The sequence below is a fragment of the Pseudomonas brassicacearum genome (assembly GCF_003732265.1).
Classification (GTDB): domain Bacteria; phylum Pseudomonadota; class Gammaproteobacteria; order Pseudomonadales; family Pseudomonadaceae; genus Aquipseudomonas; species Aquipseudomonas brassicacearum_D.
Map to the genome: position 1 here is coordinate 1 of NZ_MOBK01000042.1, position 430 is coordinate 430.

At 53.7% G+C, this 430-nt stretch carries 1 pseudogene; it reads right to left on the reverse strand.

The features are described from left to right. Nucleotides 1–237, reverse strand: a pseudogene (locus BK660_RS32795) (hypothetical protein); the annotation flags it as partial. Between the last annotated feature and the right edge of the window lie 193 nt (nucleotides 238–430).

Below are 430 nucleotides of genomic sequence, written 5' to 3' on the forward strand. Positions count from 1 at the left end.
GTCGTAGCGAAGCAGACCGGAGTGAAGTGTGCCCGGATGGATGCCGGAGCGAAGGAACGCCGAGCCTAGGCGAGGGGCCGGACGCTCGGGGCGACCCTTTTTTTGCTTACTTTTTTTTGGCGTTTGAAAAAAAAGTGAGTCGCCGTAAGGGCGAAACCCTAAGTGGCCGTAACCGCAGGAATGGATATTTACACCGCCATCGACAAAGGCGCCACCAACAAAAAGCCAAGGTTGCACCCAGTACCACCTATAAATGCATAGCCCACGACCGTGCGCCAACCGTCGCCACAAATGTACTGATTAGATCAACAACCAAGATGTCCACTGACAAACACCTGCCAGTCAAACTGCACCCACCGCCACAACAAATCCTGTAAACAACAAATACCTACAACACCACCCCAAACTCCAAAGCAACCCACCGCGGCGC